This is a genomic window from Ignavibacteria bacterium, from assembly GCA_016707005.1.
GTDB lineage: Bacteria > Bacteroidota > Ignavibacteria > Kapaibacteriales > Kapaibacteriaceae > UBA10438.
Genome location: JADJIQ010000001.1, coordinates 1 through 26,399 on the forward strand (window position 1 = coordinate 1; position 26,399 = coordinate 26,399).

Annotated in this window: 32 protein-coding genes and 1 tRNA gene; all 33 read left to right on the forward strand. The window is 52.3% G+C overall.

The annotated features are described in order from the left end of the window. The first annotated feature begins 130 nt into the window (after window positions 1–130). Window positions 131–430: a hypothetical protein gene (locus IPI29_00005; protein ID MBK7410931.1), complete on the forward strand. Its 300-nt coding sequence runs from the start codon at window positions 131–133 to the stop codon at window positions 428–430. A gap of 41 nt (window positions 431–471) precedes the next feature. Continuing rightward, the gene (locus tag IPI29_00010; GenBank protein ID MBK7410932.1) at window positions 472–612 is read left to right on the forward strand and encodes a hypothetical protein; all 141 of its coding nucleotides are present in this window, start codon (window positions 472–474) and stop codon (window positions 610–612) included. Window positions 613–1,002: 390 nt separating this feature from the next. After that, window positions 1,003–1,440 carry a hypothetical protein gene (locus tag IPI29_00015; GenBank protein MBK7410933.1) on the forward strand — a complete coding sequence of 146 codons (438 nt, stop codon included), beginning with the start codon at window positions 1,003–1,005 and terminating at the stop codon, window positions 1,438–1,440. 171 nt (window positions 1,441–1,611) lie between these two features. Continuing rightward, window positions 1,612–1,866, forward strand: coding sequence for a hypothetical protein (locus IPI29_00020; protein MBK7410934.1), 255 nt, complete (start codon window positions 1,612–1,614; stop codon window positions 1,864–1,866). A gap of 10 nt (window positions 1,867–1,876) precedes the next feature. Next, window positions 1,877–2,107, forward strand: a complete 231-nt coding sequence (locus tag IPI29_00025) for a hypothetical protein (GenBank protein MBK7410935.1) — start codon at window positions 1,877–1,879, stop codon at window positions 2,105–2,107. After that, window positions 2,064–2,306 (forward strand): hypothetical protein, encoded by a 243-nt coding sequence (locus IPI29_00030; GenBank protein ID MBK7410936.1) that lies wholly within the window; start codon window positions 2,064–2,066, stop codon window positions 2,304–2,306. Before IPI29_00025 ends, IPI29_00030 begins: the two co-directional genes overlap by 44 nt. A gap of 162 nt (window positions 2,307–2,468) precedes the next feature. Beyond that, entirely contained in the window at window positions 2,469–2,681 is a 213-nt protein-coding gene (locus IPI29_00035; protein MBK7410937.1) for a hypothetical protein, read from the forward strand. Further along, entirely contained in the window at window positions 2,638–3,351 is a 714-nt protein-coding gene (locus tag IPI29_00040; protein ID MBK7410938.1) for a hypothetical protein, read from the forward strand. Before IPI29_00035 ends, IPI29_00040 begins: the two co-directional genes overlap by 44 nt. Continuing rightward, complete coding sequence (locus IPI29_00045) at window positions 3,348–3,653, forward strand: hypothetical protein (protein ID MBK7410939.1); 306 nt, start codon at window positions 3,348–3,350, stop codon at window positions 3,651–3,653. Before IPI29_00040 ends, IPI29_00045 begins: the two co-directional genes overlap by 4 nt. A 91-nt stretch (window positions 3,654–3,744) precedes the next feature. Further along, window positions 3,745–3,948 (forward strand): hypothetical protein, encoded by a 204-nt coding sequence (locus IPI29_00050; protein ID MBK7410940.1) that lies wholly within the window; start codon window positions 3,745–3,747, stop codon window positions 3,946–3,948. A 73-nt stretch (window positions 3,949–4,021) separates the two neighbouring features. Next, window positions 4,022–4,456, forward strand: coding sequence for a hypothetical protein (locus tag IPI29_00055; GenBank protein ID MBK7410941.1), 435 nt, complete (start codon window positions 4,022–4,024; stop codon window positions 4,454–4,456). Window positions 4,457–4,508: 52 nt separating this feature from the next. Then, window positions 4,509–5,204 (forward strand): hypothetical protein, encoded by a 696-nt coding sequence (locus IPI29_00060; GenBank protein MBK7410942.1) that lies wholly within the window; start codon window positions 4,509–4,511, stop codon window positions 5,202–5,204. A gap of 49 nt (window positions 5,205–5,253) precedes the next feature. Then, window positions 5,254–5,535 (forward strand): hypothetical protein, encoded by a 282-nt coding sequence (locus IPI29_00065; protein ID MBK7410943.1) that lies wholly within the window; start codon window positions 5,254–5,256, stop codon window positions 5,533–5,535. A gap of 64 nt (window positions 5,536–5,599) precedes the next feature. Beyond that, window positions 5,600–5,956 carry a hypothetical protein gene (locus IPI29_00070; protein ID MBK7410944.1) on the forward strand — a complete coding sequence of 119 codons (357 nt, stop codon included), beginning with the start codon at window positions 5,600–5,602 and terminating at the stop codon, window positions 5,954–5,956. 283 nt (window positions 5,957–6,239) lie between these two features. Further along, on the forward strand, window positions 6,240–8,948 hold the full coding sequence (locus tag IPI29_00075; GenBank protein ID MBK7410945.1) for a hypothetical protein: 2,709 nt from the start codon (window positions 6,240–6,242) through the stop codon (window positions 8,946–8,948). Between the two features lie 189 nt (window positions 8,949–9,137). Beyond that, on the forward strand, window positions 9,138–9,740 hold the full coding sequence (gene rpsD, locus IPI29_00080) for a 30S ribosomal protein S4 (protein MBK7410946.1): 603 nt from the start codon (window positions 9,138–9,140) through the stop codon (window positions 9,738–9,740). Between the two features lie 206 nt (window positions 9,741–9,946). Further along, complete coding sequence (locus IPI29_00085) at window positions 9,947–10,879, forward strand: ROK family protein (protein MBK7410947.1); 933 nt, start codon at window positions 9,947–9,949, stop codon at window positions 10,877–10,879. 44 nt (window positions 10,880–10,923) lie between these two features. After that, on the forward strand, window positions 10,924–11,571 hold the full coding sequence (locus tag IPI29_00090) for a DUF2723 domain-containing protein (protein ID MBK7410948.1): 648 nt from the start codon (window positions 10,924–10,926) through the stop codon (window positions 11,569–11,571). Further along, window positions 11,568–14,006 carry a hypothetical protein gene (locus IPI29_00095; protein MBK7410949.1) on the forward strand — a complete coding sequence of 813 codons (2,439 nt, stop codon included), beginning with the start codon at window positions 11,568–11,570 and terminating at the stop codon, window positions 14,004–14,006. Before IPI29_00090 ends, IPI29_00095 begins: the two co-directional genes overlap by 4 nt. Next, complete coding sequence (locus tag IPI29_00100; protein ID MBK7410950.1) at window positions 14,003–14,671, forward strand: rhomboid family intramembrane serine protease; 669 nt, start codon at window positions 14,003–14,005, stop codon at window positions 14,669–14,671. The genes IPI29_00095 and IPI29_00100 overlap by 4 nt, the downstream gene beginning before the upstream one ends. Before the next feature lies 1 nt (window position 14,672). Next, window positions 14,673–15,887, forward strand: a complete 1,215-nt coding sequence (locus IPI29_00105; protein MBK7410951.1) for an MFS transporter — start codon at window positions 14,673–14,675, stop codon at window positions 15,885–15,887. A 123-nt stretch (window positions 15,888–16,010) separates the two neighbouring features. Beyond that, window positions 16,011–16,799 carry a T9SS type A sorting domain-containing protein gene (locus IPI29_00110; GenBank protein ID MBK7410952.1) on the forward strand — a complete coding sequence of 263 codons (789 nt, stop codon included), beginning with the start codon at window positions 16,011–16,013 and terminating at the stop codon, window positions 16,797–16,799. Between the two features lie 50 nt (window positions 16,800–16,849). Further along, window positions 16,850–16,923: transfer RNA gene (locus IPI29_00115), tRNA-Pro, on the forward strand. A 417-nt stretch (window positions 16,924–17,340) separates the two neighbouring features. Then, the gene (locus IPI29_00120) at window positions 17,341–20,490 is read left to right on the forward strand and encodes a T9SS type A sorting domain-containing protein (protein ID MBK7410953.1); all 3,150 of its coding nucleotides are present in this window, start codon (window positions 17,341–17,343) and stop codon (window positions 20,488–20,490) included. Window positions 20,491–21,011: 521 nt separating this feature from the next. Continuing rightward, window positions 21,012–21,227, forward strand: coding sequence for a helix-turn-helix transcriptional regulator (locus tag IPI29_00125; GenBank protein MBK7410954.1), 216 nt, complete (start codon window positions 21,012–21,014; stop codon window positions 21,225–21,227). Then, window positions 21,220–21,546, forward strand: coding sequence for a HipA N-terminal domain-containing protein (locus IPI29_00130; protein MBK7410955.1), 327 nt, complete (start codon window positions 21,220–21,222; stop codon window positions 21,544–21,546). The genes IPI29_00125 and IPI29_00130 overlap by 8 nt, the downstream gene beginning before the upstream one ends. Then, the gene (locus IPI29_00135) at window positions 21,543–22,517 is read left to right on the forward strand and encodes a HipA domain-containing protein (GenBank protein MBK7410956.1); all 975 of its coding nucleotides are present in this window, start codon (window positions 21,543–21,545) and stop codon (window positions 22,515–22,517) included. Before IPI29_00130 ends, IPI29_00135 begins: the two co-directional genes overlap by 4 nt. Beyond that, window positions 22,507–23,883 carry an MATE family efflux transporter gene (locus tag IPI29_00140; protein ID MBK7410957.1) on the forward strand — a complete coding sequence of 459 codons (1,377 nt, stop codon included), beginning with the start codon at window positions 22,507–22,509 and terminating at the stop codon, window positions 23,881–23,883. The genes IPI29_00135 and IPI29_00140 overlap by 11 nt, the downstream gene beginning before the upstream one ends. Before the next feature lie 76 nt (window positions 23,884–23,959). Then, window positions 23,960–24,253, forward strand: a complete 294-nt coding sequence (locus IPI29_00145; protein MBK7410958.1) for a DUF1778 domain-containing protein — start codon at window positions 23,960–23,962, stop codon at window positions 24,251–24,253. Further along, window positions 24,250–24,741: a GNAT family N-acetyltransferase gene (locus IPI29_00150; protein MBK7410959.1), complete on the forward strand. Its 492-nt coding sequence runs from the start codon at window positions 24,250–24,252 to the stop codon at window positions 24,739–24,741. The genes IPI29_00145 and IPI29_00150 overlap by 4 nt, the downstream gene beginning before the upstream one ends. 10 nt (window positions 24,742–24,751) lie before the next feature. Beyond that, entirely contained in the window at window positions 24,752–24,940 is a 189-nt protein-coding gene (locus tag IPI29_00155) for a type II toxin-antitoxin system VapB family antitoxin (GenBank protein MBK7410960.1), read from the forward strand. Next, window positions 24,937–26,085 carry an exo-alpha-sialidase gene (locus tag IPI29_00160; protein MBK7410961.1) on the forward strand — a complete coding sequence of 383 codons (1,149 nt, stop codon included), beginning with the start codon at window positions 24,937–24,939 and terminating at the stop codon, window positions 26,083–26,085. The genes IPI29_00155 and IPI29_00160 overlap by 4 nt, the downstream gene beginning before the upstream one ends. 2 nt (window positions 26,086–26,087) lie before the next feature. Beyond that, on the forward strand, window positions 26,088–26,342 hold the full coding sequence (locus tag IPI29_00165) for a hypothetical protein (protein MBK7410962.1): 255 nt from the start codon (window positions 26,088–26,090) through the stop codon (window positions 26,340–26,342). The last annotated feature ends 57 nt before the right edge of the window (window positions 26,343–26,399 follow it).

The following is a 26,399-nucleotide window of genomic DNA, read 5'->3' on the forward strand; positions in this document are numbered from 1 at the left end:
TCACACCAGGTAACAACCAGATCCTAATCTCCGGGTCCCGTAGGTGTTCCGGTGTGGTCGAGCTCGCTTCCAATAGCTACAACGGTTCCGTTCCAACCAGATCTCTACTGGAGCCAACAGCACTGCTGGGATGACAGTAAACAATGGAGCATCGATTGTTCTCTTAACAGCCGGCGCGATCAATGAAGCAAATAGATTCATCGGCAGCGGTTCCACAACCAATGCTGTTGACCTCGCAACTGCAGAAGTAATGGTGTCCTTCCAATCGCTAACGGGGGTACGGGGCTCAGTACTACGCCACTCTCGAATCAGATCCTCGTTGGAAATGGGGCCGGCTACTCACTTACGAATCTCAGCACGATTGCTTGGATACCGGGTGGTAACACAGGTATCACAGGAGCTAACAACATCCTTGGTATCACAGATGTAAACGCAAATCCTCTTCGGATTTTCACAAACAATGTTCAGCGCATGACCATTGCGTCTGATGGATTAGTCGGTATTGGAACTGCTCCAGTTGCAACGTATCAGTTGGCATTAGCTGGGAATCAGCGATTCACAGCAGTAGGCACCCTCAACAATCTCAGCGGCTGGAACGGAACCCAGGCTTGAGCAGACCACCGACGTGTTCGGCTTTCACGACTTCGTCTTCAACATCGCAATGGATCCAATGGCATTGTTCGAAACAGATCCAGCTGGTCCGGCCTTGGTCGACTGGGACTAAGCGGGCACTGGTGTTCAATCTAACATCTGCCTATAAACCCGTGGCGCTGCTCAGAATATTGCCAACACTGCGAATGGTGAGTTTCAGTTTCCCGCGGCTTCAACCACCCTCGCCCCCTTGTATGTTCTCCCATTGGACGTGCCGCCGCGGCTTTTTCGAGAATGTTGATGTCGGTATCGGCGACGCTACTCCTAAATACGTTTCACCGTTGGTAACGCTTCTGAGTTTCGGGTTAGCGCAACCGGCGATCTGATTCGCATTAAGAACGTTCCGTACGTATGGCCCGCAGCAAAACGCAACTGGTGTGCTTACAAACGACGCAGCTGGCAACCTTTCTTGGTCTCCTGTTAGTGCAACGTCGCTCGCCAGGAGTTCTACCAATCGCCAACGGCGGTACTGGTTCTTCAACAGCAGGTGGCGCCCTGACAAATCTTGGCGCACAACCGGTAGATGCAGAACTCACAGCGATCTCTGGGCTAGCAGGCACTGGCTTCGCTGTTCAAACAGGCGCCGGTACATATGGACAACGCACCATCGTAGGCGTTTCGCCGATCAGCGTTGCTGATGGGGTGCACGGTGTTGCGGGCAATCCTACGATCTCTTACTGGCATCGTTCCAGTAGCGAATGGCGGAACAGGTCAAGACTCTCCTCTGCGCAGCAACGACCGGTTCGATCATGTATGCAAGTGCCCCCTGGCGTGTTCTCAACACTTTAGTGTTGGTGCAGCAGGACAGATACTTACGGTATCTGGCGGAATTCCTAAAGTTGGGCTGCCCGGCTAGCAGTTCGTTCTCTGCTATCACAACCGGTGTGAACGCAGGTCAGACACCAGAATTTGGTTTGAGTTCATCACTCGCGCCAATCTCGACAGGAACCATCACTGCGAATGTATTGTCCGGCCCTCGCCGTAACGGTATGGTTTTGCACGCACAGCTGCAGGCACGTTCACAAACCGCACCATCGTCGGTTATCACCCATCAGTGTTGCAAATGGCAGCGGTGTTGCCGGTGACCCAACGATCTCACTCACAGGAATTGTTCCTGTAGCGAATGTGGAACAGGGCGGACTTCTGCCGTACCAATTGATCAATCATGTACGCCAACGCGGTCGGTGGCTTCACAACCTTACCAGCAGCATCTAACGGCGACGTCTTGACACTCACAGCTGGTGTGCCATCAGGGTGCCAACAGCTGGAAGCTCCATTTCTCGCGATCACAACAGGAACGAACGCCACTGCAACGATGACCGTGAATAACGGCGCATCGATCTTGCTTGGTACTGCTGGCGCGATCATTCAGTCGAACGAGTTTTATTACCCAAGCATCGGTTGGTGCGCAGTTGATCTCGCCACAATGGAAGTCAACGGCATCTCCGATCGCTAACGGCGGTACGGGTTCGTCAACAGCAGGTGGCGCACTTACAAACCTTGGCGCACAACCGGTAGATGCAGAACTCACAGCGATCTCTGGACTGGCAGGCACTGGCTTCGCTGTTCAAACAGGCGCTGGGACATATGCACAACGCACAATCGTTGGTGTATCTCCGATCAGTGTTGCAAATGGCAGCGGTGTTGAGGGGTAACCCAACGATCTCACCCACAGGAATTGTTCCTGTAGCGAATGGTGGAACAGGGCAGGACTTTCTGCCGTACCAATTGATCAATCATGTACGCCAACGCGGTCGGTGGCTTCACAACCTTTACCAGCAGCATCTAACGGCGACGTTTGACACTTCACAGCTGGTGTGCCATCATGGGTGCCAACAGCTGGAAGCTCATTCTCAGCGATCACAACAGGAACGAACGCCACTGCAACGATGACCGTGAATAACGGCGCATCGATCTTGCTTGGCATCGCTGGCGCGATCATTCAGTCGAACGAGTTTATTACAAGCACATCGGTTAGTTCTGCAGTTGATCTCGCTACAACGGAAGTCATCGGCATCCTCGATCGCTAACGGCGGTACGGGTTCATCAACAGCAGGTGGCGCTCTTACAAACCTTGGCGCACAGCCGGTTGATGCAGACCTCACATCTATCGCTGGTGTTGCTACAACAGGCATCCTTGTTCGCACTGGTGTAGACACTTACAATACCCGACTCATCGCAGGTACAGCCAACGAGATCACCGTAACAAATGGCGATGGTGTTGCTGGTAATCCGACGATCTCAATTCCAACTGCAGTGACATTCACTGGTAAGACAGTGACTGGTGGTACGTTCACCGGTTCAACGCTCTCCGGTGTGACAACCAAGACCGGTACTATGGTGAACACAGCCAATACAGCAGCCGCTGTAGCACCAACGGCACTTGGAGCGCCATTGGCAGCCTTTGTGAACACATGGGAGAAGGTTGAAATCAGCAACAACGGAACAGGCGGAACAGCCTATGTGTCTCTTCCTGCCGGTACAGATGGTCGCAAGTATGCACGCTTCCGGTACAGCTGGACAGCTGGTGCGAACGCCGTTGTTGTCCAGCCGGGGACAATGCAACAGCTACTGCCATTGCATTCGGTGGTGGCGCTGTGGGTACAATCGTTGCCCACATGGTCTACTCTGGGGACGAATCCGCTGGGTTATCCTGTCAGCAATCAACAATCCGTAATCAGCAAGGAATCATCCAAATGAAACGCACAAACATCTTCATCGTTGCGATCACAGGGATTCTCCTTGGAGTCGTTGTTGGTAACGCTCAGCCTCAATCTGGTTCCCAGGTTAAGGGTTGCGCTCGTACACTCACGGACCAAATGAGAAACTGCAACGGCCAACAACCGTCAGTTAAAGAGAAGTCGAAGTCAGGGGGCGAATCGGCTCAAGGACGCGAAGAAAAGGAAACGTCTTGTAATCAGTGGGCATTGTACGACTACTACAACTGTGGCAACCTCGGAAAAGCAGGCCAGTTCCTACGATCCCGTATACCGGCACAGTGACAACGCCGAAGTCGACAACCGTAGTGCCGGCAAAGAAGACGGCAACTACGCAGCACTAAGTGATTCTTGCATTAGAACTCAACGAGCAATCATGATCTCTCGAATACTGTTGTCACTTCTTCTCACTGTGGTGTGCAGCCTGCCTGTTTGGGCGCAACAGCACAACGCACAAGAACTTCGTGTTACGCAACCAACGAATGGTCAGTCATTCGTATTGCTGCCATCAAGTTCAACCGTGCAACAGACGATCATTTTCCCGACGGACCCACCACTCACTACGGGTTTCGCCTGGTAGTGCGTTCTGTGTCTGGCGATACAGTGACCACCGCTTGGGGCCACCATGGGACCCATCGGCATCATCGTATTGGGTGAGGAAAACAGCTGATCAAGCGGAGGCTGCGCAGGCCTACGTTGATGCAACGGATATGCGGTTCTACGTGGCTCCGAACAAGGCATACTACGTTGAAGGCTTCTTCCGGATAAATAACTCAGGCGATGCAAATGCTGACATGCGGATCGACTTTGAGGTTCCCTCCGGCACCTCGATCAACTATTATTACGTGAGCTCCACACAGACCACTGGAACGTTTCAAGTAAACGATGCCGACGTAGCGGCCGGCTTTACGGAGTCGGTAGATGCACTGCTTCAAGTGAACAGTGCGCAAGTGCGTTACTACAACATCCAAGGCTATATCGTAACTGGCACAACACCTGGCTTTGTGCAGCTGAGGTTCAGACGCGATGGCGGAGCCGGTTCTGTGAATCTCTTGCAGAACTCGGTGATGAAGATTTTCACGGACTAAAAACAACTGCCGAAACTCGAAAGAGTTCTTGGTGTACTGGGACGAGCATACAATGAACCAACGCCGAATTGTAACAGCGCTAACCGTTTTGGTATGGATGGTAACTGTTGTTGCTGCGCAGAATCATGGAATGACGAGGCTGAACCTATCTTCTGGCACCAACGGCAGATCCGTTTCAATTGTAACAGGCCAGATCCTTGTACAACAGTCTCTGATGTTTCCTTCGTCATTACCTACGGTAAATCAGCTTCTCGTCGTAAATACGGTGAATGAGGCTGATATTGTCTCGCAGTGGCAGGATCCTGCTGGTGCAGGAGCAGTTGCGACATTTGTTGTGAAGGCTGCTGACCAGGACATCGCAACGAATCCCGCCTATGCCGATGTGACTGATTTAACGTTTCCCGTGATCGCCAACCGACTCTATGAATTCTGCGCCTTCCTGCGTTGCAGACGAGTCGGTGGTGGAGCCAATATGCAGATACAATTCACTGTTCCAGCAGGAACAACGATGTCGTATTATTTCATACGAAACAATGCTGTAGCAGACGATGCAGGAAACTTTGTTGAAACGTCGGACTGTAACCTTCCTTTACCAGCTGACCCCAACGTTCTCACATTTGAAGTGCGCGGAACGATTCTGACGGTGGGAACACCAGGAAACATCCAGATGAGATTCCGTTCTTCGGTCAACGGACAAACCGTTCGCATGCTCGCTAACTCGTACATGCGCGGCACCTCACTACCGTAAGAAAAGCACTCAAAGAATCACGACACAGGCAACATGCAGTATGATGACCATGAACTATCGACTTGTTTCCTTTCAGATCATCCTTTTGATGATCTTCAGCTTCATGGGCGTCTCGGCTCAGAATCAGATCACAACGAACTTCAACTTGTTCGACCCGATCACGGGTAAACCACTGATCTTTCTGCCGGGAACAAACACTGTTCAGCAGAATGTGACCTTGCCTTCCACTCTCCCTACTGTTGGTCAAACGCTTGCAGTAACTGCAGTTTCCGGGAATGACATTACAACGGAGTGGGTCAGCGGGTGGCACGATTGCAAAATCTACGTTTAAGGTTCAAAAGACGGATGAAACGAATACATCTAATGTCACGTTCGAAAATGTGGACGACTTGTTCGTGCCAGTTGCCATCAACAAGGTCTATGAGCTCAATACTGTTATTCGATTCTACTCGTCATCTGCGGCAGCGAATATTCAGGTCAACTTCTCAGTTCCCGCAGGTACTACCATTGCATGGTACTACATTATGATCTTCCCTGGAGTCAGTGATGACAACGGTAACTACACAGAAGCCACGAATCTGGAGTTTGCAACAGATGTTGCACCAACTCAACGCATCTATGAGCTTCGTGGTATTGTTATCACAGGTGGAACTGCCGGGAACGTCCAATTGAGATTCCGAAGAGTAAATGGTGCAGGTGGCGATGTTGTAACCTTGCTCAAGAACTCTATCCTGCGCTTTACAACGAACTGATATACCATTGTTTCATATCAAGCCCCTTCGTGAGTTTCACTGAAGGGGCTTTTTCGTACGTGTAGATACCGCAAAAAGGTACGTGGGAACCCTGATAGAGTTTCTACTGTTGAACCCTAGCCCATGAGGCGATAGTTTTGATGCCCCGATATTTCTGAGAGGTTGTCATGGCTTGTATCTGTACGCTTACACACGCGTTAGCTCACCTTCGAGCCATGCCATTCGACCGACAAGAAGATGGGAGTGAGTCAATTTTAACACAACGTTGCTTTGTAATCTCACCATGCGAACACCAATAGTACTCCTCTTCGGTCTGCTGATCTCGTCAGTTGCAGTCCAAGCACAAGGCGGATCAATCGTTCCGTCTCTGATGCTCGTTCAAAGTGGCAATGCTAATCGCGCTACGTTGTTGCCACCGTCTGGTCTTACGAGCCCTGTTAACTTCACTCTTCCAACCGTTGGTGGAACGCTTCTAGTAAGCTCCTCAACGGCATCGCCCACCTTTGGTGGTCTTACGGTCTCGGGCGGATCGATCTCGCTCGACCCGGGTGTGGGGAACGACCTTACGCTGCTAAACATCCCGGCTGATGGAGCTACAACGATATTCCTCACCCTCGATGGTTTAGGAAGACTTCGTACCAACACCGTCTCTGGATCTACTTCGTGGTCGCTTAGCGGCAATGCGATAACATTGGGTGGAACTGGTGGAGGTCAACAATACCTCGGAACCAGCAATGCACAGGATCTGGTCCTTGGATCTGGTGCCACAGAGCGTATGAGGATTACGTCCGCTGGTAATGTGTCCATCCCCAGCATCGTCACTCCACAGGGCTCTCGTCTTAGTGTCTCGAGCAATCAAACCGCAGCTCTTACCCAGGACGCTGCAATGGTGAACCTCAATGCCACTTTTAACGGAGCTGCGGCATCGTTCGCAGCGCGGGGAGTTGCAACCACTACAATTTTGACGAACAGCTCGGGTGGAATCACTCCTCAAGGGGTTTATGCACGCCTAACAGTTCAGAATAGTAGTGGAACCATTGCCGATGCTGCCGGCGTGTATGCAGACTTTTCACGCACATCAGGTGGTGGTTCACTTACACTTACCCGTTATACTGGTTTGCGCACTCGGTTTATCGCAAACAACGCGAGCATCCAGAATGGTATTGGCTTGTTTGTTGACGGACCCAACAACACCGGTGTCTTGCTTCCGGCTACGGGATATACCGGCATCCTCATCGACACGATCCCGGCTTCCGGTACTTCTACCAGACGTGTGTTCTTCTACAATGCACCTCCCGGAGAGCAGGTACTGATCAGTGCTAACGGAGCGTTGGCACTTGGGACGGCAACTCCAGCCGCAACTTCGCGCTTCGAAGTAGCGGGAACGGCAGGAACGCCCAATGTTCGGCTTAGTTCAGTAGGGGGCGTTGCAAAGGCGATTCTTCCGGTTGGCTTCGATCGTGTCCTCGTTTCGAATTCGTCCGGTGATGTTGACAATGTCTCATCTGCTACACTCGTTGGTTCTACAGCGTGGTTGCTGGGTGGTAACACCGGCATTACAGCATCAAACAACATCATCGGTATTGCTGAAGCAAATGCGAATCCGTTGCGTTTGTTTACGAACAATGCGGAACGAATGCAGATCGCCTCGGATGGTAGAGTGGGCGTTGGTGTAGCACCTGTTGCAAGTTATCAGCTTGCGATCGCCGGAAATCAGCGCTTTACGAATGCCACGTCATCAACGATCACGTCCAACCAAGAGCTGATTCTCGAGCAATTGGGAGATACCTATGGTACATCTCGTCTGCGCATACAGCATAGGGATGGCTCCAATGGAGCACTCTTCGAAACGCAAGCAGGTGGTGGTGCGCCAGACCTCGTAGACTTTGGTTTCAAACCGGGTTCTGGTGTCCAGTCGAATATCCGCCTGGAATTCCGTGGCAGCTCACTGAGGAACCCAGCGAACAGTGCGAACGGTGAGTTTCAATATCTCATGGCTTCAACCACATCGCCCCAGTATGTATTCTCCATTGGACGAGCAGCCGCGGCATTTGAGAATGTTAATGTCGGCGTAGGAGATGCAACGCCTGATGACAGGTTCACCGTTGGAACAACAAGCCAGTTTCGGGTCAATGCTGCCGGAGACCTCATCCGTATCAAGGATGTTCCTTACGTATGGCCAGCAGCAAATGGGGCTGGTGTTCTCACCAACAACGGAAGCGGAACCCTGAGTTGGACTCCATTGCCATTGCCGGCCGGAACAACCACAAATTCCACTCTTCGTTGGAACGGCTCTGTGTGGGCTGAAAACACCGCCGTTCTTGCCGAGGCAGGGGGCAACGTTAGCACAGCCGGTGATGTTACCATCCAGAATGCCAAAGAATTGCGACTCGTTGAGGCACTTGCCGATGGCACGAACTTTAGTGCGTTTAAATCAAGCGCACAGGCAAACGACATCATCTATACGCTGCCAACAACACAACCTTCAAACGGTCAGGTCTTGTCGGCATCAACGGTTTCCGGCAGCGGCCCCTACAACGTTTCACTTGGCTGGACAGGCTCAAGCGGCAACCTCACCATCGTCCGCAATGCCACCACCGACGCAACGAATAGTACCACCTACCAAGATGTTGTGGAATTGAGTGTGACTGTTGTTGCCAACACCACGTATACGATGGATGCATTGCTACGCACACAGAACTCAAGCGGTAATGATAACATGGACATCGCTGTGGCATTTCCGAGCGGCACTGCCACGTATTCGATTGAACGCGCAGATGCCAACGGTGGTGAAACCACCGTTTTTGATGCAACATCTCCTGCTGAGATCCAGAACGTTGATTCAGACAACAACGAGAGAGTCTTTCGCATTCAAGGTGTAGCGTACATCGGAGGCACCGGAGGCACACTGAAGTTGCAGTTCCGGCGTAGAACAGCTGGTCCTGAAGACGTACGGATCCTCTCCGGCTCCTATTTCTCCGTTGGCCGTTAACGACAAACATCTAGCTGAGTAACCCCGTAACTGAGTAACCCTTTAACTGGGTAACTACGTAACTCTGTAACTAGGTAACTAGGTAACTAGAAGATTTCTTATCTTCGTGGCTCTCCCATTCCGGCGATACCCCGGGTGGAGGAGGATCATCCACTAATATTGCCCCGATTCATTCGGGAGCGAGGTACCATGAAGTACAATGGCCCAAAGGTCAAGCTATCCCGCAAGGTGGGATTTGCGATGACGCCAAAGGCGCGCAAGTACATGGACCGCAAGCCGGCCCCTCCGGGTCAGCACGGTGCATCGAAAAAGCGTGCGAAACTCTCTGACTACGCAAAGCAGCTGATGGAAAAGCAGCGCCTGCGTCTTCAGTACAATCTCCACGAACGTCAGATGACGAACTACATCAAGAAGGCTTCCCGTATTCAGGGAAACAAGGTGGACATCTTCGTCCAGCTTCTTGAGCAGCGTCTCGACGCCCTGGTGTTCCGCTCGGGCCTCGCTCGTTCGATCTATGCTGCACGTCAATATGTCCGCCACGGACACGTTACGATCAACGGCAAAAAGGTCGATATGCCGGCATATTCGGTTCAGCCAAATGACGTGATCGCCGTGAAGGATAAGAGCCGCAAGCTCGAAGCCATCCAAGAAGCCATCCGTTCATCTGCACCGCCGCCCTATATCGAAATGAGCAAGGCAGATTATTCGTTCAAGTTCCTGTACATGCCGCCACGGGAAGAAGTCCCGATCGTGTGCGAAGTACCACTTGTGATCGAATACTATAGCCGTTAATCGGCTTGATAAGCGCCTTTTTCAAGCGCCTTCTTTAAGCCAGACTTTCTACAATGGTAGTGCTACGGGTGACCGTGGTGCTACCATTTTTTTTTGGCCGACAGGTGCCACACCTAAACAGGTCACCTAAACAGGTCACCTAAACAGGTCACCTACACAGGTCGCCTACACAGGTCGCATTACAGTCATACAGGCTAACTTGCATGATGAACGGAGCAATCGACATCGGCGGAACCAACATCAAATATGGTGTTGTGTCCCATGATGGATCGGTCTTGTGGGACCAGTCCAAGCCAACGTTGGCAGCGGAGGGTCGGGATGCGGTAGTGGAACGTATCCGTGGTGTGGTGAAGCAGATCCTTGAACGGAACCCGGAGGTGGAGTCTATTGGGATCGGCGTTCCGGGCGTGGTAGACCCCGTCACAAAACACGTGCAGGCGCCCCCTAACCTACCGGGGTGGGATGATGTTGACCTCATACGTGAGATACAGAGATACGGAGATACGGAGATAGAGAGTTACGGAGGTACGGAGATACAGAGATACGCTCCGCTGACGATTGGTTTGGAGAACGATGCCAATGCGGCGGCTCTCGGTGAGGCAATGATGGGGTCGGGGGTCGGACATCCCGATTTTCTCTACGTGACCCTTGGGACGGGCATTGGCGGGGGAGTGATCCTGGGCGGTGAACTTTACCGCGGACCGCACGGCGATGCCGGTGAGGTTGGACATATCATCCTGGACGCATGGGCTAGGGAAGGGGCGTTGGACCCCCGACCATTCCGCACGGGCGTGATGGAAGAATACGTGGGGATCCAAGGGATCCTGCGCATGGCCAGGGAGCAGGGCGAGGATGTGGAGAATGTTCGCCGGATCCAGAATGATGCGGTGTTCAAGGAGGCCGGACGTCTCATTGGACTTGGACTGTGCTCAGCCCTGGCTGTCTTGGGATTGCGGGTGGTGATCCTCGGTGGGGGAGTGGCGCAAGCCCCCTTCATTGTAGAGTCGATCAGGACTACAATGGAACGGTATGCAATACCGACAATAGCTCGCTCGTTGACAGTGCTACCTGCACGCTTCGGATCACAGGCCGGACTCATTGGCGCCGCCGCCGTTGGGAGGGCTGCCGTCCGTGGTTGATGTCGTACCTTTGCAAGATTCACACCATCGTATCATCAGGGCACATGCAGAATTCAAATCGTTCGCTGCACTATGCGTTCGCCTCGATCGCGTTCCTCGTTTCATTGGTCACCTTCCTGCTCACGGTTCAACCAACCGTCCCGTTCTGGGACTGCGGTGAATTCACAGCAGCTGCCGTTCAGCAGCAGGTACCACACCCACCGGGAGCTCCGCTCTTTCTGATGTTGGGCAAACTGTTCCACCTGTTGCCGTTTGGCGACCCGGGGTGGAGAGTGAACCTTGTCTCTGTGTTCTCGAGCTCAGCAACAATTGTGTTGCTCTATCTCATCACGGTACGCGTGATCCGCAACTTCTTCACGGAAGATCTTGGGAAGCTCAGCAATGCAATGTTGGTCTACGGTTCTGCCTTTGTTGCAGCAATGACGTACACGTTCACCGATACGTTCTGGTTCAACGCTGTTGAATCGGAAGTGTATGCGGCATCATCACTCTTTGTTGCGATCATCGTCCACCTGATGATGGTATGGAACGAAAAGGCAGACGATCCGGGTCACGAACGCTACCTGCTTCTTATCGCCTACATGATCGGCCTTTCCATTGGCGTACACCTTCTGTCGATCCTCACGATCTTCTCCCTGGTGCTGATCATCTATCTCCGCAAGTACCAGTCTCAACGAAGACCTTCCTCATGACGCTTGGTATCGGACTGGTGTCGTTCTTCGTGATCTACACGCTGGTGATCATGAAGCTTCCTGCACTGTTCGCCGGACACTTCCCATTCAAGAACGATGCGGGCGAGTTCCTCTCCGACGGCAGCATTTGGACGTTTGTTGGCATCGCCCTCCTGGGTGTTGCTGCATATGGCGTGTACTATGGAAAGAAGACCAATCACGGTGTTCTTTCGCTTCTCTCTACGTCCTTCCTGCTCATCTGCCTTGGATATTCAACGTACGGACACATCCTCGTCCGTGCTAACTCCAACCCGCCGATGAACGAAAACAAGCCCGATGATCTCGGCAAGCTTGTAAGCTACCTTGGTCGCGAACAATACGGCGAAGCTCCAACATGGCCCCGTCGCTACCAACAAGAACAACGATTCATCAATAACTACTTGAAGTTCGGTGCATGGGAACGTGCTCCGATGCAGGTTGTGACACGTAAGGATGGAGCTCGCTTCCAACGTCCGGACTTCAGCTCATGGAAGACCAACGGGAAGTCCAAGTACAACGGTGCAGAGTTCGCCTATCTCTGGGACTATCAGATCGACCACATGTATCTGCGGTATTTCCTCTGGAACTACATGGGTCGGACCAGTGACGTACAAGATGCACCCGCCTATAGCCCCCTTACAGATGCAAAGGTGGTTGAGTCCTTCAATCACAAGAACGGCTATGCATCACACTTCCCGATCAACTACTTCGCACTTCCTCTGATCCTTGGTCTGGTTGGAATGTTCTTCCACTTCCAGCGCGATCGAAAGATGGCATGGGTCTACCTCGTGCTCTTCCTCATGACCGGTGTGCTCGCTGCTATTCAACAGAATCAGCAGAATCCGCAACCACGTGAGCGCGACTACTTCTATGTGGCCTCGTTCATGATCTATGCGATGTGGGTTGGTCTTGGTGCCTTCTTCCTCTTGGAAAAGCTCAAGAACAATGTTGCTGCGGTAGGGGGCGGATTGGCTGCCGTATTAGCACTTATCCCCGTCAACATGGCATCGCAGAATTGGTTCACGCACTCACGTGCAGGGAACACACTTGCGTTTGATTATGCATACAACATCCTGCAGTCGGTGGAGAAGGATGCGATCATCTTCACCAACGGCGACAACGACACCTTCCCTGTGTGGTATCTGCAGGACGTTGCTGGTGTACGTCGTGATGTACGTGTGGTGAACCTCTCGCTTGGTCAAACAACATGGTATGTGGAGCAACTCAAGAACCGCGAACCATTCGGTGCAAAGAAGCTGCCTCTTACGTTCACAGACGAACAACTGCTTGTACCAGAGGATGATCCCAAGGCATTGTCGTATGACTTTGCTCCGGCACGTGTTGTTGAGATCCCTGTGCAACGTTCCATCCTTGCCAAGTTCACGACGGACTCGGCGATCATCAATGGCGGCGTGATGCGCTTCACATTCAAGGGTGGTGGCGGACGTCAAGGACAGACAGGACAACCGGAATACTTCATCGGCGTGCAGCACAAACTCGTGCTCGATATCCTTCAGCAGACCAAGTTCGAACGACCGATCTACTACTCCACGTCTGTTGGTGATCCATCATGGGCCGACGAATACGTTGGTCTCGATAACTATCTCCGTCTCGAAGGTATGTGCTTCCGTGTCTGCCCTGCTCCACAAGCATCGGCTATCGGTGAAGGTGTGAACGAGGCCATCATGGAGAAGACCCTCATGACGGACATGGCCTTTGATGAGGTTCATAACGACCCGAACATCGGTCTCAAGTTCCGCAACCTGAACAACCCGAAGGTGTACTACGATGACGTTCATCGCGGATACATCCTCAACTACCGCAACATCTTCTACAAGTACGCAACCTATCTTCTGTACGACAAGAAGGACACCGTACGTGCCGGTAAGGTTCTGCAGAAGATGAATCAGACATTGTCGCTCGATCTCTTCCCATTGAGCGTAATGTTTGAGTTGCAGCTTGCTCGTTTCTATGAGACATGCGGACTTCAGAAAGAGGCGGACGACATGGCAATGCGTGCACTTGCCAGTGCCGAAGCCATCATGAAGACGCCATCACTCCGCGCTCAGGAATCCAATATGCCGGAAGATGCCCAGCCGGAACTCATCGCTGCTGATGCATCGGTCATTGCCGGGAAGTGGGATCTTGCTCTGCGCTACTATCGACAATTGGGTCAAGGCTCAACAGCCGATCCGATCCTGAACTACAAGATCGACGAGATCGAGATCATGAAGAAGGAACGTGCAAAGGACTTCGCAGGGGCACTTGCCGTTGCTGAAGGACTGCGCGGGAAGTACTCCATGATGGCGCCTGATCGCAGGACACAACAAGCGGCACAGGAGCTTGAGCAGCACATCGTGACCCTTCAGAGAAGGCTTGGACGTGCACCGCAACCAGCCATTTCCATGGTGCCGTGAACGACCTCTCGTTATCGCCGTTAACACTCACGATCGTGATCGCCACCTCGGCGGTCACGATCGTTGCGTTTCGGAATAGACGACTCTTTCACATGCTCATGATGGATGTTGATGCCGTCCTCGGTGAACGGGGCGAATGGTGGCGTATTCTCACCAGCGGATTCGTTCACGCAGACTATCCGCACTTGTTCATGAACATGTTGTCGCTGTTTCTCTTCGGCACCTGGTTCGAACACGTCGTCACCTCCTGGCGCTTTGGTCTTACCTACGCCCTAGGCATCATCATCGGTTCCTTTGTCTCGCTCATCGTCCACCGTCACAACCCCAACTATCTCGCCGTGGGTGCATCAGCCGGCGTCTGTGCCATTGTTGGTGCTGCCACTGTTGTCTTCCCCGATCTGCGCATGATGGTCTTCCCATTGCCGTTCCCCGCACCGGCATGGATCGTGGGAGCGTTGTTCATTGTGTATTCCGTTGTTGGTTCAAAATGGGGTGGTGACAACATTGGTCACGAAGCCCACCTCGGCGGCACCTTTGCCGGTGTCAGACTCATTGCCGCATTCTATCCCGCACTCGCCCTCGAGCATTGGCCCTACATCCTCGTGATGATCGCAGCAGGGGCAGGGGGCTATGTGGTTTCTCGACGTATCAACAGGCACAGGTAGCATGATCGCCATTGTTGACCTTGTACGTAACAAGAGCAACCTCGATCCGTGGCAGCGCAACCTCCTCGTCTTGTGGTTCGCACAGTTCATCGCCATGGTTGGCATGAGTGCATGTATTCCGTTTCTTCCGCTCTTTGTGCGTGACCTTGGTGTTGCGCAGGAAGACGCTGCGTTGTGGAGTGGGATCATCACCGCAGCCCCCTTCGTAATGTCGAGCCTTCTTACGCCGCTCTGGGGAAGCCTTGGCGACAAATACGGTCAGAAGAGCATGGTCGTGCGCGGCATCCTTGGTCTTGGAATTGCCATGACCCTGATGGGATTTTCCAACAGCATCTGGATGCTCCTTGCGCTCCGAATTTTCCAAGGGGCTGCCAGTGGATTTGTGGCTTCCAACAATGCCTTTGTGAGTGTCCAGACGCCCCCTGAAAAAGTCGGCATTGCCCTTGGGACATTACAGACATCGATCAGTGCCGGAAACATCATGGGTCCACTCGTTGGTGGTGTGATCAGCGATGCCATCGGATTCCGTCCGGTCTTCTTCTTTGTTGGTGTGATGTGTGCCATCAGCCTTGTGATCCTCATCTACAAACTCCGTGAGGAACGTGTTACCGTTTCGTCGCGTGGTGCGCGTGTATTGGGCAACGTACGAGTTGCGTGGCGGAGTGCGAACATTCGATCCCTGCTCATCATGGTGATGATGGTGCAGACCGCCATCGTGATGGCAACACCGATCTTCCCGTATTACCTTGAACAGCTCGGTGCACCCACGTCCATGCTTTCAACGCTTGCAGGTATTGTGGTGAGCATTGTGGGAGTCTGCACCATCATCAGTGCACCGTGGTGGGGAAGCAGAAGCGACTCCTTTGGATTCCGTCCAACCATGATCATCGCCGGAAGTATCGTTGGCAGTGGGATGTTGTTGCAGGCCATCGTCCCATCGTACGAATGGTTATTCCCCGTCCGTACCATGATGGGTCTCGCTGTTGGGGCACTATTGCCCTTGATGTACGGCGAGCTCTCCCGCAATGCCCCAAGTGGACGTAAAGGCGGCATCATGGGGCTGGCCAGCAGTGCAACGTTGATGGGCAATCTCACCGGCCCCCTCATCTGCAGCGCTATTGCCACCACATTACCATTGCGGTGGGTGTTTGTTGCCAGTGCGCTTGTGATGAGTTTTGCCATCATCACAGGTGTTGGCAAAAGCCGCACAGTCTGAACTGTGGGCAGATAAGACCGTGTTGTAACATCGTTATCTTTGTAGCATTCTTGCACGTAACATCGGGCTAAAGCCCGATGTAAGTAACTCCGTATCTCCGTATCTCAGTAACTAGAAAAACACATGATGCGCACTCTCCTCCTTCTCGTCTTGATTCTTCCTGTTGTTGCAGTTGCCGAGCCAAGCGGTCAGGCCGGCCGCACATCCACCACCACGGCAGGCTGTGGGGACTGTCACGGCGTTAGCCCAAAGACAGCCACCACCGTCACCCTCGAAGGTGGAGCCCGCATCGTAGAACCCGGTTCCACAACAACATTCACGATTATTGTTGCTCATCCCTCCTTCCCAAGTGCTGGCGTAGGGATTGCTGTCCGTACCACTGAGACAGGCACGGTAGCCGCGGGCACACTTGCTGTCCAGGCTGGATCCGGATTGCGCGTGCGTTCAGGAGAGATCACCCAATCGTCGGCGCGTAGTATGTCAGGTGGGAGCATTCGCTTCACCTTTACCTGGAAAGCCCCTTCCGCAGAAGGCACGTATTACATGCAGGCCATTGGCAATGCCGTGAATGGTAACGGCAATGATGATGCAAATGATGCATGGAACTGGATGCAGCCGGTAGCGCTCACCGTCAAGGCCGCAACGAGTGTTGCAGAGGACGAGTTCCGCATTTCCGGTACCTATCCAAACCCTTGCAGACCAAACCAGATCCTCACGCTTGGTCTGGATGGAAATGGACCGATGACCGTTGTAATTTCGGACGTGTCGGGCAACATCGTCCACCGCGTCACAGCAGAATCCAACGGTACGGGACTCCCCATCAGCGTTCCATCGCTCCCCTCCGGCGTCTATGCTGTTGTCGTTACCGACGGACCACGCACCCGCCGCACCTCGATCCTCATTACGGATTAGCACATTAGCAGATTAGCACATTAGCACATTAGCACATTAGCTTGTGAGAACAGCGTATAGCGCAGCCCGGTAGCGCGCCACTTTGGGGTAGTGGAGGTCGTGGGTTCAAATCCCGCTACGCTGACTAAGAAGTAATGACTTCACTCGCTTCGCTCGTAATGACGTAATGACAGAGTGACGTTGTTTTGTCATTACGTCATTTCGTCATTTCATCATTTCATCTGAGGTCCCTCGCTGCGCTCGGGATGACGCTGCACTGTCTATCGTATTCGTGTTAGAAAGGCGAGCACCATCATGGATGGTGCTCGCCTTTCTCTTTTGAAAGAGAATGCGATGGTAGCGTCATCCCGAGGAGCGTAGGGGCACGGCATGCCGTGCCCTGAGCGACGAGGGACCTGGTGCCTGGTGCCACATAGGTGCCGGGACCAAATCAGTACAGGGTTGCCAGACATCAAACCGGGGCGTAACTTGTCCGGCCGAATCACAGGATGTCCCAATGTGATACCCCTGCCGTGAAATGGGCCTAAGAGTACGAACGATATTGCTTGTTGCATTCGCGTTATGGACCAACACTGATTTCTGGGCGCAGTCGTTTGCATTCAATCATTGGTGGATCGTGGCCAATGGGATCACTGTTGGGTGGAATGCACCAACGTACGATAGAAGTTATTACCTCTCTGTCGCCTCGGAAGGGTGGTGGGGCACTGCGAAGTACTCTGCGTACAAAAATGGTGCAGCAATGTGCTGGTTAGGACCATACAACGAAACTGGACTGATCGCTGATGCCCAGGGTGTGCGGAGTCTCAGCGATCCCAAGTCGACAGATACCTCGAAGTTCTACGTGCCATACTTCTGGCAAGGGTCTCGTAGGCGAAACACCGGCTATGATGACCCCCTTAATTACCCATCTGGGATGAGCCAGGTTGCGTTGTTCCCAATGCCGGGTAACAGCAGACTGTTGTACTTCGCAACACCCAAGAGCTATTCCGATTCAGCATCGTATGGTGGGTATATCAACAGATCGTTGTCGATCCTTGACCTTGATAGCCGAACTGTGAAGTCCGTTGATTCAGTTCTGCAACCATTGTTCGACATCGATCCCGCCCTTGAGATACCAACGGAACTTGTTAGTGCTTGTGCCGATCCGCTACGCGGGGTTACCTGGCTTGTGTTTGTTAACAAGCCTACATCGGGATCGGCCAATATCATCTTCTATGCGTTAAGAATAGAGAACGATACGATTCACAAGCCAGTGCGATCAGAGGTGTCAGGCAGAACAGATCTAAGAGGTAAGCTCACGTTCTCTACTTCAGGAGATATGGCTGCCATCGGAAGCAGCATCTATCGCTTTCATCATGGTTCGGGTACGTTCAACGTCCACTGCACTCTGAGTGGCAGCTCGTTGTCGAATAGCCCTGCGTTTTCGCCCAGGGGTCGGTATGTGTGGGTTCCCGGATACAAGAGGGATACTATGGGCGACTCGTCCAGTGTTCTGTATCAATACGATATGCGGCATCAGGGTCCGATGTTGACTCCGGTTGCAACCCTGGACATGGGTCAGATGCGCTGGCACGATGCCGGAGGATATGTTGCACATGCACTCTCGCCGGATTGCAAGTTGTACTTCGCCATGGAGTCCATGGTGTTTGCCCTCAAGCATCCGGATGAACTTGGTATTCAAACAGATACACTCCTTTCAGGTCGGGATCATCTCTGGTCGTCGATCAATGGTATGCCGAGCAGGTTCATGAACTTTCACGGAATGCCGGATCTGGTCAATCAGTTAACGTTTTCACTCGACTCGACATCCTGCCTGTGGCCGAAAGCCAGCTTTGTTGTCGACACCGTCTGCCTTGGTGAATGCGTTACCATGGATAGTGTCTTTTACGCTGGCGTTGAAAAGTGGCGGTGGACTTTTGAAGGGGGCACACCTCGGACGTCTGACAATAAAAAGCCCCCTTGCGTAACCTTCAACTCTCCAGGCCTTCACAAGGTGACGTTGATCTATAGCAATGGAGTTGCCGTTGATACTGTTGAACGATATGCAAATGTGCTACCGCCACCTGATGTAGATGTCGGACCCGACCTCTCCGTGTGCCTCGGGGACACAGTGTTGCTTACGGCGACAGGTGCCACGAAGTATCGTTGGTTCCCGACCATCGGCCTGAGCGATCCGGATTCAGCAAGTACAAGGTTGGTGCCAACAGCAAACAAGTCGATCTACGTCGTTCGTGGGATTGATAGCAACGGCTGTGAAGGACTTGATACGATCGTGATCACGCGAGGAGCACTCAACGCACAGATCAACGGCGTCAGGGATCTTTGTAGGGGACAATCAGTAACACTGAGAGCAAGTGGCGGGGTGCGATTCAAATGGCTTGACGAGTTTGGCACGGAATTCAGTGATACGCAGAATGTAACGGTACGTCCTTCAGAAACGGCTACCTATCGCGTTGTTATATCTTCGGGTAAGTGCGAGGATACAGCTTCGATCACAGTAAATGTTCATGACAACCCAGAGCTACTACCGATAGGGGATACGACGATCTGTAGAGGTGAGAACCTATCGCTTCAGGCGAGGGTGGTTGGGGATAGTAATGTTACCGTAGAATGGAGGAATACGTCCGACAACTCCGTGGTTATCAGTAGAGTGCTCAGCGTAGCACCGACGGCCAGCACTTCCTATGTGGTGCACTGTCGGTCCATTCATGGGTGTGAAGACTCTGCATCGTTTACTATTATGGTCAAGCCGCAAGTTCCAGCTGCAATGGTCGATACAACTGTCTGCGACGGCCAGGTGCTCACCATCGGTGGTGTATCGGTCGTAGCTCATGCAGATACCTCGTTTGTGCTCGTACGGGAGTCGTCGGTCACATGCGCTGACACGATCCGCGCAACCATCGTGATTGATAGGCCATCACTTACCGTGAATGACGCTACGGGATGTCGAGGGCAGATGGTCACACTCATCGCCACGACAAACTGCACCATCGTATCCTGGTACAGCGAGAACAACGACTTGCTCGGTTCTGGTACAACGATAGATCTTCAGCTGGACGGTTCACAACGAGTCCTGTGTGTAGCAACGTCACCAGTGGGATGCACAGTTACCGACACAGCAAACATCGTTGTAACAAGGGCACGAGAGATCCTCATCAGTCATGGATCTGCATCCGGACCTGTTGGCAGTACACTCACCACAAACTTGAGTGTAGTGGCTGATGAAGAGGATATGCCCCTTGTCATCAACATGACCTCTACCTATCCCGGTCTGGTACCCGAACGAATATCTTCAGGACAAGTGTTGAACGATGGCACCAATATGCTCCCTGTGAAGATACTGGTGGGAGACACGGGGGTCTCAACGATCACATGGAGGACGTACCTGTCGTCAATGCGTCAGCATATGCTCGACGCTACTCCACAGATCGAAATCGACGAATGTACTCGCGCTACGATTACGAGGGGTGTTGTGACCATTGAAGGGTGCGCGCTCGAATTCCGAACAATTCAGATGGCGAATATCACGCGCGTTACGGTCTTTGACCTAACCGGAAGATTTGTATCCGAATTGCCAACAGAGAGTCTAAATGGCGGTCAATTGATGCTCCATCAGCTTCCTCCCGGCATCTATATCGCGCGAATTCAATGGGGTGCTTACGAGGAGTACAGGAACGTGCTCACATATTGAGCTTAGCATGTACACCACTCGACTCTTTGACTTTCTACTGATCGCTCCGATGGCACAGCTCTCACAGTCTGCTCCACGGCAGACGGACAACATGCGGTGATGCTGTACAATTGTGACGAGGGTCGTTGTGAAGTGACGAAATGACCAAGTGACCAAGTGACGTCACTCGCTTCGCTCGCAATGACGGAGTAGCGAGGTCCCTCGCTGCGCTCGGGATGACGCTGCTCTGTCTAGTGTATTCGTGTTAGAAAGGCGAGTACCATCATGGATGGTGCTCGCCTTTCTTTTTATGTAGAAGAACGACGGTAGCGTCATCCCGAGGAGCGGAGCGACGAGGGACCTGGTGCCCGGCACCATAGGTGCCGGGCACGGTCTGATATCGGTCTGATATCGTACCCAATCGGGTACAAAACATCGTAAAAGCCACATAATTGTACCCGAACGGGGCGAAAATGACGTTATCTGAAGAAAATGTACCCGAAAGGGTATGTTTTCTCGTGTAAATAGCTACATTTGGTTCCATGGAACCTGAACAACCAACCGTTGCGATGTTTGTAAAAGAACAGCGCAAACGAAACGGACTCACACAGTCTGATCTGGCCCGTATGGCTGGTGTGGGGTATAGGTTTGTGCGTGAACTGGAGAGCGGAAAGAAGACCCTCCGACTGGACAAAGTGAACCAGGTGCTATTGATGTTTGGGTGCGAGCTTGGAGTAGTGAGGCACAACGATGCGTAGCGCACAGATCTACTTCGCTGGAACACGAGCAGGCAGACTTGTTGAAGATGCGTCTGGGTATCTCTTTGCCTATGATGAGGCGTATCTATCGTCCACGGAACCTGTGGCGATAAGCAAGACACTGCCGTGTCGATCTGAACCCTATCACAGTAACGTACTCTTTGCCTTCTTCGATGGATTGATCCCGGAAGGATGGCTACTGGCACACGTGGAGAATGTGTGGAAGGTGAATCAACGAGACCGAATGGGCTTGCTACTTGTAAGCTGTCGAGAAACGATCGGTGCGGTGAGTGTACTTCCTGAAGAGGAGATGGAATGACGCTCGACATCAATCGATGCCTCTATTGCTACAAAGAAATTCCTGACGCTGGGCCAGACTTCCATGCGGCCTGCTCACGGAAGTTCTTCGGAAAACCAGAGCCCCCTGAGATCGAATTCTCAGAACGTCAGCTTCAAGAACTGGCAGAACGATTTGTACGAACACGAGAAGCAGTTGGAGGCGTACAGCCCAAGCTCTCTTTGTCTACCCAGAAGAAACGAAGCGAAGTACATGGACATGAACGGCTCACTGTTGTTGGCCTTAACGGCGACTTCATCCTCAAACCACAGAATAAACGCTACCCGTACCTGCCTGAAGTAGAAGACCTCACAATGCATTTGGCAGAAGTCGCCAACGTGCCTGTTGTTCCACATAGTCTTGTGCGACTTGCCTCGGGTGAGTTGGCGTATATCACTCGACGGATCGATCGGATTCGAAAAGGTGTGCTCCATATGGAAGACATGTGTCAACTCACAGAACGACTCACGGAAGACAAATACAAGGGCTCATACGAACAGGTTGGAAAGGCTATCACAAAGTACAGCCATCAGCCCGGACTTGATCTTGTTCGGTTCGCTGAACTTCTGGTGTTCTGCTACCTTACGGGCAATGCAGACATGCACCTCAAGAACTTCTCACTCATTCAGCTGCAAGGAAACGCGTTTGTTCTAGCACCGGCGTATGACCTAGTGAATACGTCGATCCTTATGCCCTCTGACACAGAAGAGCTTGCACTCCCGCTCAATGGACACAAGTCAAAACTCAATGGTAAACATTTTGAGAAGGGCTTCACCACAATGGGTCTTACTTCAAAACAACAAGAAGGCATTCTGGAAAAGTTCAGTGATAAGCTGAAGGTTTGGACAGAAATGGTATCAGCAAGTTTTCTTCCGGAAGAGTATAAGGTTGCATACACAGCTGTGTTGAGTTCAAGATTCACTTCCCTTTATCGAGACGTTTATGCTACGTGAACTACGCGATGCAATAGCCGGTACAGATGCGGATTACACCACGATCCCTCTTCGTAAAGCCATAGTGCTCCTTGCCGTTCCGATGGTGTTGGAGCTGGTGATGGAGTCTACGTTCGCGCTGGTCGACATCTTCTTTGTCGGAAAACTCGGGAGCACGGCTGTTGCAACAGTTGGGCTAACGGAGTCATTCCTTTTCATCGTCTATGCTGTTGGTATGGGGCTTGCCATGTCCGTAACAGCGATCATCGCCCGACGAATCGGAGAAAAACATACCGATGAAGCAGCAACTACTGCGGTACAGGCCATCATTGCTTCGATCGTAATCTCCGCTCCGATCGCCGTGATCGGTCTCATCTACGCTCCAGAGCTCCTTGCCCTCATGGGAGCCGATGCCAATGTCCTCGCTACGGGTCCGGCCTTCACACGCTGGATGTTAGGGGGCAATGTAGTGATCATGCTGCTCTTTGTGATCAACGCCATCTTTCGTGGTGCCGGTGATGCATCGATTGCCATGAAGGTATTGTGGCTGGCAAATGGCATAAACCTCGTCCTCGATCCTCTGCTGATTTTTGGCTGGGGACCAATCCCTGCCTTTGGAGTGGAGGGGGCTGGTATGGCAACCACTATCGGTAGGGGATGCGGAGTAGCGTTCCAGTTTTGGGTACTCTTTAACGGCAGTAAACACCTGCGACTGACACGGGAGAATGTTGTTCTCAACATCAAGTCTATGGTCGCGATCCTCCGCACGTCTATCGGCGGAATAGGTCAGATGCTTGTTGGCATGACGGCGTGGATCTTCCTCTTGCGCATCCTCGCATCTGTTGGGACCGATGCCGTGAGTGCTTCAACGATCGCCATTCGCATCATGATGTTCTGCCTCATGCCCGCGTGGGGGATGAGTAATGCAGCTGCAACACTGGTTGGCCAAAACCTGGGAGCAGGGAGTCCGGATAGAGCTGAGTCGGCAGTGTGGAAGACCGGCATGTACAACATGGTCTATCTGGCTGTGGTGTCGGTGGTGTTCTTCTTGTTTCCCGAGCCCCTTATCGGACAGTTCACCAAAGATCCCCGAGTAGTATCGATCGGCGCAGAATGGCTAACGATCCTCTCGTATTCATTCGTTGTGTACGGATGGTGGATGGTGGCTGTTCAAGCATTCAACGGAGCAGGAGACACGCGCACCCCAACGTTCATCAACATCGGCTTCTTCTGGTGTCTGCAGATACCATTGGGATATGTGCTCGCCATCAAATACTCCATGGCACATTCAGGAGTGTTCTGGGCAGCCTTCATCTCCGAGACATCTGTGGGATTATTTACGCTGTGGCTCTTCTCCAGGGGGAGCTGGAAGAAGGTTGTGGTGTAAGTAAACACTGCGACTTGTAAGTCAGAACGATTGTGCTATATTGTTGGTACAATGTACGTACAAAGGAGTAAGCATCATGCAAGCCACGGAACGAATAGCCATTCGAATCGATTCGGCCGCTAAAACAAGAGTCGGTGAGATTTCGAAAAAGCATAAAATGTCAAGCTCAGAGTTCATCAAGAAAGCGATTGATTTTTACATCCGCTACATTGATCTAGAGGAATCTGAGACGATTACACTTACCCGCGACGATTTTTCGCGTCTACGTGCACTACTTCTTGCAGACGCAGAACCAAATGAGCGGCTGAGAAATGCCGCCCATGCATATCGCCAAATCGAACAACGACAAATCGATGCGCGTGTAAAGTGATCACTGTTGCTTTCGATCCAGAGACACACGATAGGGTATCTTTCGATTGTGGCATTGTTGAGATCAATTCCTTTCTTCGACAACGTGCAAGACAATTCACGAAGAAGGGTCTGGCAACATGTTGGATATTGGAGGGGGACACTGAAAGCGACGTCAGTGGATTCTACACGCTAAGTGCGACTTCAGTCACAGCTGAGGTTGCCAAGGTTGCCGTAACACGCGGACTTCCATCAGAGATTCCAATACCTGCCGTATTGATCGGCCAACTGGCAGTAGACCAACGTTTTCAAGGTCAGGGCAAGGGGAGCCTACTATTGATCGACGCCTTGAAGAGATCAAAAGAACTTGGTTTGGGATGGGCTGTGGTTGTTGTAGACGCTTTTGATGAGAAGGCAGCACAGTGGTACGAGACCTTTGGATTTATTCGGATATCTTCCAAGCCAACTCGGCTCATTATTCCGAGAATTACAGTAGAGAAATTGCCTTAGGAGTCAGCCAATGAGAACTTCCCTACATATTGATGAAAAGCTTCTTGAGAAGGCTCGCCGACTAAGTGGAATCAGTGATCATTCGACCTTGATTCATACGGCACTTGCTAGTCTAATCGAACGAGAGAGTTTACGACAACTCGCCTCTCTGAAAGGTTCGGAACCGCAACTCACAGAAGTTCCTCGACGGAGAGCATGAAGATGATCCACGGTGATATGAGCACTCGATACATAGTCTTGATCTTCCATCTCTTCGTTGGAACAACGCTTGTTGCCCAAGACAACGGACCGTGGAACAGTCCACTCATGTGGGCCGAAGAAACAGCGCCGGATGTGTTCTCCACACCTCGGATCTTTCAAGATTCTGCCGGTGTGCCAAGTGTGATCCGTAGAGGAACGTCTGATACTCTCTTGTGTGCATTTCAATGGTTTAGGGAGCCCCGTAATACTCCTACATGGGATAGGGTGGCGGTGAAGATGAGTACAGATGATGGCGTATCGTGGACGCAGCCGGTGCCGATCGTGATCGATGGGCTTCCTACCGGATATCAACGACCGTTCGATCCTACGCTCGTGAGTTTCAAGGATAGTATTCGGATCTACTTTTCGTCGAGCGTACGAATGCCAATGGGTGGACTCGACTCGCTTGTCAACACCTACTCTGCTGTTGGGACGGATGGTATTCACTACCGCTTTGAGCCGGGTGCTCGCTTCGACAATGAAACACGTCCGGTGATCGACCCCGCCGTGATGTTCTCAAATAACACATGGCTGCTTACAGCTCCCATCGGCGCTCCGCAAGATGGTGCGTATCAGGCTTCGAGTTTGGATGGCCTGAACTTCACTCGCATGCAGGACATCCCTTCAGACAATCAACACAACTGGACCGGCAACATGATGATCGATGAGGAGGGGACACTCAAGTTCTACGGGAGTGGTCCGATGTTGTGGAGAGCCCCCTACATCGGCTTTGGCTCGTGGGGCCAGTATCTCTCGCTTGGTATTCGCGGCGGCGATCCGTCGGCCATTGCACGAAGATCATCAGGCAAGGGGCGATGGATGGTGTTTGTGGGGCCGAGGTACACAACGTCGACTGATTATGACGGTTATGACAATTATGACAGATATGACGGAGTGACGGTGTTTCCGAATCCGGTGTTGGAGAGATGTAGACTGGCCGACAAATATTTGGGTGAAAACAGAGTGATGCTCACTGATGCGATCGGTTCAACAGTTACCTGCAACGTGTTCTCCGGCGAAGTAGATATGCGCGACGTAGCGCGAGGGTCATGGGTGCTTCGCACAATGCGCGGCGAGTACATCGGCCAGATCGTGCGTTTATAGGTATGCCGATCGTATCACGAAGTACACGGTACGCAGCAGGAGTTGCTGTCCTCGTTTTGTTCCAGCTCGCTCCTCTTACAATTCCATTCGTATGGATGACGGATATGTCCGTCGCGGTCAAGAGCGTGCTCTCTGCTCTCCTCGCTCTTGGAATACCGGAGATCGGCGTTCTGCTGGCCATAGCCCTCCTTGGTAGACGAGAAGTCCGGCGAATATGGAGACGCACGAAGCGATGCCTGAAGCAGCTCGTGACGTAATGACAGAATGACGGAAGGGCGAGATATTGACTATGTTACGCATATAGATCTCGTTTC